A 5921-nucleotide genomic window follows, 5' to 3' on the forward strand; every position below is an offset into this window, starting at 1 on the left:
CACATTGCTTTATGCGCAGACCATGCCGGGAAAGGTTCAAAATCACACCTCAGGCAGAATTCTGTCGGTGCAGTTTCCGGTAGTCCGTTGCAGTCATGCCGGTTTTCTCCCGGAACTGTCGCATGAAGTGGTTTTCATTGTTGTAGCCACACTGTAAAGCTACCTCCCGGATACGTAAATCGGTGTGAGACAGCAGCTGTGCGGCTCGCTTCAACCTAACACTGATGATGTCATCCTTGATGCTGGAGGCAAACACCTGCTTGTATAATCTCTGCAAATGACTTTTACTGATGCAAAGCTGCTCTGCAATGTCTGAAATATTCCACTCCAGCTGGGGATTTACAACCATGCGCCGACGCATGCGAATAATCTGTGCTTTGTAGTCCAGGTAATGATTCTGAACAGTCTGTTTCTGTTGCATTAGCTGCAGCACCCCCTGCTCCAGTTGCTGTTCGACCGCTTCCCGGCTTGTGGAAGTCAATTGCACAGTATAATCGATAAATTCCGGAACCTGCCGGATTTTGAATCGGGCACGCAGACTGTTTTCCACAAATGCCGTCAAATCCACAATGGATGCTGCTTCATTTTCTCCAGGCTGCATCGGCATTAAGACAGCAAATATACTGTCCTCGATTCTACAGCACAGCCGATGTGTGTGATAACTCCGAATGGCTTCTCCGATTGCTGCAGCTGGATCCAACTGATTGATCTGATCCGGATAGTAAGTTAGTAACAACAGCACACAACGATTTCCCGCTTTCAAATATCCGGCAGTCACTTCTGGCAGGCGGAACAAGAAGCCCCCTCGGTTCAGCATCCCGGTAACCGGATCCGTCTCCAGCTGTTCCAAATGATGGGGATAAGGCTGGGCACGAATCCGCTGCTGTAGGACTTTCAGCCCATTGGAAACAGCGTCACACCAGCTTACATAGGTTTCGTCAATGTGCACAGCCCTACTGTCCTGGAACCCCATTGCTGTAAACCCTAAAATCTGACCATCGCAATGCAGGGAGGTAAGCACAAGCACATGAGGATCATGGGAAGTCTGCAATGCCGGGAGGATCTGACTGGTCGGGAACAGAAAACCGGACTGCGGGTTTCCCCCAAACCGCTTGGAAAGCAGCAGATACATCTGCTCCGGGAATCCATATTGTCGGACATCATCCGGATTGCGGGCATTTCCCTGCCAATCCCGGCACAGGCAAATATCGATCCAATCCGCTTTTGTAAAAATATGTCCCACCTGATCAATCCGATCAGATAGCTCCTGCAAATCAGAAGCCTCCGTCATACGATGAATAAAATCTGTGGCTATAAATGCTTGTTGTTCAGCATTCCGCTGCATCTGATTGTACACATAGCGCTCCAGCCAGAAGCCTTCGTCATTTTCCGAATGCTTCATGCCTGTGCAGCCACAGCTTTTACCGATCCATACGCTTTGGGCTGGACAAATGCATGCGCAGTTCTGCCCGGTCATCATGGTATGCAGTCGACAAACCGCTTCTGCGCCATATTGCCGGTCGCGGCCCTGGACAGTGGTCAAAGGAGGATCGCACACCGCCGCATCCATGCCTCCGTCATACCCGGTCACAACCAGATCCTCCGGCACTCGTATTCCATGGGCTGTCAGAGATCTTACCAATGCCGCTGCCATAACATCGCTGGCACACACAATTCCATCCGGACAGGGCAGCGCTCCGGATGCAATCTGTACTCCGATTTGTTCAGGAATATCTTTCCAGAAGTGTCCGTAGAAAACATCCGATTCCTGGGGATAAATCCCCGCCTCCTCACAGGCATCCAGAAATCCGCCAAGCCGTTCCATCGAGGAAACATGGTTGGGCAATCCAGTGATACAGTACAGCTTCCTGCAGCCGTGGCGTTGAATCAGATGCTTTGTCACCTGGTACATGCCGGAATGCTCCTCCGCCTCAAAAGTCGGGAATCCCGGTTCCTCCCTGCCCAAAACAAGGCAAGGCACATCTGTCTGCCTCAGGCTATCAAAGATCTGCTGAATCACTTCGTCCGTGTGAAACCGATCCGCAGCAAACAGAACCCCGTTTAGATGATGAGAACAAATCAGCGTGTAGATATTCTCCAGCCCAGCGATATACTGATCAAAGCGAACCTCCCGTAAAGAATTAAAAATACCGGTGTAGACAATGACATCATAGCCCAGAGAAATCCCCTGATCACAAGCTCCCTCCAGGAATGCATGATCCAATGCACTATTGATTTCAGGCAGGATTAGACCGATTTTCCCCTTTGCGCCCATAGAACACCATCCTCCGCAGCAATGATTCGATACCGTCCTTCTTTGTACACATTGTACAATGGGATTGCTCCGATGTCAATTCTGAAATATGCTTCTTTTTTAGCTAAAATGCGATATTTTTATTGACGAACCTTGAAAGTAATGCTACAATAGAAACAAAAACAGCACCGCACGCTCCGCTGACGGATCGGTGCAATGCTGTATAAGAAAGAGAGAGGAACTAGTATGAGATGCAGCGCTGTAGGCTATCATCATATCCACGACAGCAGCTTTCAGAAAAAACGACCAGGCGGCTCATCGGATTGGCTGTTGCTGCTGGTCAAGACCCCTGCGCAATTCATCATTGAGGGAGAAATCATTCACGCAAAAGCGAATTCCTATATGATCTATTCTCTGGATACGCCTCAGCACTATGGTGCAGACGGTGCCGATTACATCGACGACTGGCTGCATTTCTACCCGGATCCGGAGGAGTTAGAATTGTTTCAAGCTCTATCCATTCCACTGAACAGACCCGTTTATATCGGCAACATTGCTGCTGCCTCTGCCATTATCAGAAACATGTGCTTTGAGTTTTACTCTGCGCACTTGTGCAAGCAGGAATCCGTCACGCTGTATTTCCGAATGATGCTTTATAAGTTCCACGAACAAGAAGCCTTCCGTTATTCCGATACCATCCTAACGCTGACCCGGCATATGCCTCATTTACTGTGGATCAGGGAATCCATTTTTCGCTGGCCGGAACAGGAGTGGAGCGCAGACGTGCTTGCCCGGGAAATGCAATTAAGCCAATCCCGGTTCCTGCATCTTTATAAGGAGGCCTTTGGTTCTACCATGCTCCAGGACATCACAGACAGCCGCATCCAGAAGGGATGCCAACTGCTGCGAACCACAAATCTAAAGCTTCCGGAGATTGCCGATGCCTGCGGCTATGCCAGTGTGCCTTATTTTATCATGCTCTTTCGCAGCAAAACCGGCATGACACCACATGCATACCGCAAGGCACAGCAGATCCAGCCATAGCCATCACTTCATGTTCAACAGGAACTTTTTCACCTTTATGTAGGTGAAATAAATCATAAAATCAGCCTCACCGTAATTGGAGAGGCTGATTTATATATACGCTGCTGCACAGGATATGCAGATCTGCACAGCAGCATCAAGGGGGGCTAATTTTTTGAACCGCCTAACAGGAATTTTGTCAACACAACCGCATCTGCTATTTCCACGCTGCCGGTGCCGTTCAGATCTGCCCGGCGCAGGGCATTCCGGTTCAGGGACTGTCCCAGCAATGCCCGGCGCATCCTTGCAAGATCCATGCCGTTGACCATGCCGTCCCCGTTTACATCCCCGGGGATCACCGGCTCGGCTGTATTCTCCGCAGCCAGCACCACATAGTTCACAGCCTGGTTCAGATTGATCGCACCCAGCGTCACTGTTGCATCCTGCTTTACGTCTTTCTGATACACCACATATGTTACAACCGGATTTCCGTCATCCGTCAAAGTCATGTTCGTCTTTTCCCAGCCACTGAGCCATGCTGACGCATTCTGCTCTGCCCGGGTATCCACTGCCACATAGGCTGTCAGATCCTTCGCTGCCGTGAAGCATGCTTCCTCACCCGCATATTTTTTTGAATCACAAGCTGTCCGGATCCACTCTGCATCCTGCAGAAGCTCCGGCACTGCGGTAAACTTACAGGTTCTATCCCCAAATACCTGGCTGCCAACATTCAGCCCGGACTGAATTGACCAATCGCCTGCATTCTCCTTGTCATATACGTTCAGACTCTTGATCAGCTTCCCGTCGGGGATGGGATCCGGTTCCACAACCGGTGGTTGAGACGAATCCCGAACCAAGGAAAAATCATCCACTAGCAGCCAATTTCCCGCCTTGGCATCTGAACAAATTCCAATCTGTACGGTACCATTGGTAACCTGGATATCAGAAATAGTGACCTCTTCCCAATTGTCTATTTTTCGATTCACATTGATAATCTTATCAGCGCCGGCACCCCGCACATACAGCATAGCCGAATTCTGACCACCCGTACTTCTTACCCATGCCCGCATGGTGTAGGTTCCGTTGGGGAGCTTGACATCCTGTGTCATAGTAGCCTTGTATGCGCTATCGCTCCACTGCTGTGCACACCAGTTGCCTGTACGTCCGCCCTTTTTGTTGCTGTTGCCGATGCCGGATGCCTTCCAGCCTGCAAGCGTAGTCTGGGACACCCGATCTGCTTCAAAGGTGGGGTTAAGGATATAATTGTTGCCTGCGCCCACCTGCCACTCGCCGGTCTGTGCATTCAGGCTCCATTCGCTCAGGGAATGGAATGTCACCTTGTCACCGTTCACCGTCAGTGGCACCCACTGGTTATAGCCAACTCCGTTTCCGGCAAAATCGCTCCAACGATCGCCACAATACAGAACTGTCTCCTGCTTACTGCCATGCACAGTGTAGAAAAAGCCCGTCTGGGTCACATAGGAGAAATCTTCATCCGTTCCCTCCATCACCTTCCAGTCTGAATATGGGCCTGTGATCTTGACGGCAACCATGTAATAGCTGTGGGATGCATTCCAACCGTGCAGATCCGATGCACAGAAATAATACTTCCCCTTGTATTTAAACAGGCAATTACCTTCTCTGCCCTTTCCCTTCGCCACTTCCACTGCAGGTTCAGCATACAGGAAATCCGATGTCCGCAGCTTGGAAATATACTGATGTCCTCTGCCGCCCTTATTAGAGCAAACCAGATACGCCTGCCCATCGTTATCCACGAACAAAGTCTGATCCCCAGTGCCTTGCTTGAGCACATTCTGAATCTGATCCTGCACGGTTTCCACTTGGAAATTACCCGTAGGCGTATCACAGGATGCAAAGAGGATGCTGTCATTGTACTGGGTCACCAGTACATACTTTTTCGTCTTTGCACAGTAGGCAACGCCCATGCGTCCAACCCAGTAGGTCCAGCCAAAATTCTTGGTATTTGCCGTCAGAACATCGTTCTCAAACTTCCAGTTCACAAGATCCTTGGAAGAATAGCAAGTCACAGAGCGAAAGGAAGTATCGTTCACCTTTTTGGTCGGATTTGCGGCATATGTGTCTGCGCCGTTGTAGTGCACGCCGTACCAGTAATAAGTATCCCCGAATTGAAATACGCCGCCGCCCTGAGAATAAATGTTGTTTCCGGATGTGTCCTTCCAAAACGTATCGTTGTAAATAGTGTTTCCAACTGCCGCTGCTGTTGGCTCCGGACAAGCAGATGGACTGACTAGCATTCCCGTTCCAAGCACCATTGCAAGCAATGCAGAAACCGATTTCCTGAACAATTTCTGTAGTTTCATTATGCACACTCCTTTTCAGCCATTCTTCTGGATGATATAATCCTGCTGCCAAATCCGCTTCAGAAACAAGCAGATTTTCTTCTGGTTCTATCGTAACATAAAACAGTAAAAAAACAAATGCAGGAATCGATCAAATAAATGACGTTTTTGAGCAAGTCATCCCGATGAAGATATGAACCGTTTTTCACACCACCTTTTCCCAATGGATGGGATGTGTGGTCATCATTCGCATTTTTCGCATTTAAGGTAATGCCACGCAAAACCACATCTTTCTGCGCCAGCTGCTTGCGCAAGGATCTGAT

4 protein-coding genes are annotated in these 5921 nt (G+C 49.5%); 1 reads left to right on the forward strand and 3 read right to left on the reverse strand.

The annotated features are described in order from the left end of the window. Positions 1 to 49: 49 nt before the first annotated feature. A complete protein-coding gene (locus QVO51_RS00190; RefSeq protein WP_022356740.1) occupies positions 50 to 2275 on the reverse strand; it encodes a substrate-binding domain-containing protein in 2226 nt (741 codons plus the stop codon). A gap of 225 nt (positions 2276 to 2500) precedes the next feature. Between QVO51_RS00190 and QVO51_RS00195 the strand changes: the two genes are divergently transcribed. After that, positions 2501 to 3298, forward strand: coding sequence for a helix-turn-helix transcriptional regulator (locus QVO51_RS00195; RefSeq protein WP_022356741.1), 798 nt, complete (start codon positions 2501 to 2503; stop codon positions 3296 to 3298). 146 nt (positions 3299 to 3444) lie between these two features. Here QVO51_RS00195 and QVO51_RS00200 read toward each other — a convergent pair whose 3' ends face one another. Next, positions 3445 to 5619 (reverse strand): family 43 glycosylhydrolase, encoded by a 2175-nt coding sequence (locus QVO51_RS00200; protein ID WP_022356742.1) that lies wholly within the window; start codon positions 5617 to 5619, stop codon positions 3445 to 3447. A gap of 59 nt (positions 5620 to 5678) precedes the next feature. Continuing rightward, positions 5679 to 5921: hypothetical protein (locus QVO51_RS00205; RefSeq protein ID WP_288167645.1), on the reverse strand; the 243-nt coding region annotated here is incomplete at its 5' end.

This window comes from Ruminococcus sp. CAG:379, assembly GCF_000434255.1.
Lineage (GTDB): Bacteria > Bacillota > Clostridia > Oscillospirales > Ruminococcaceae > Ruminococcus_F > Ruminococcus_F champanellensis.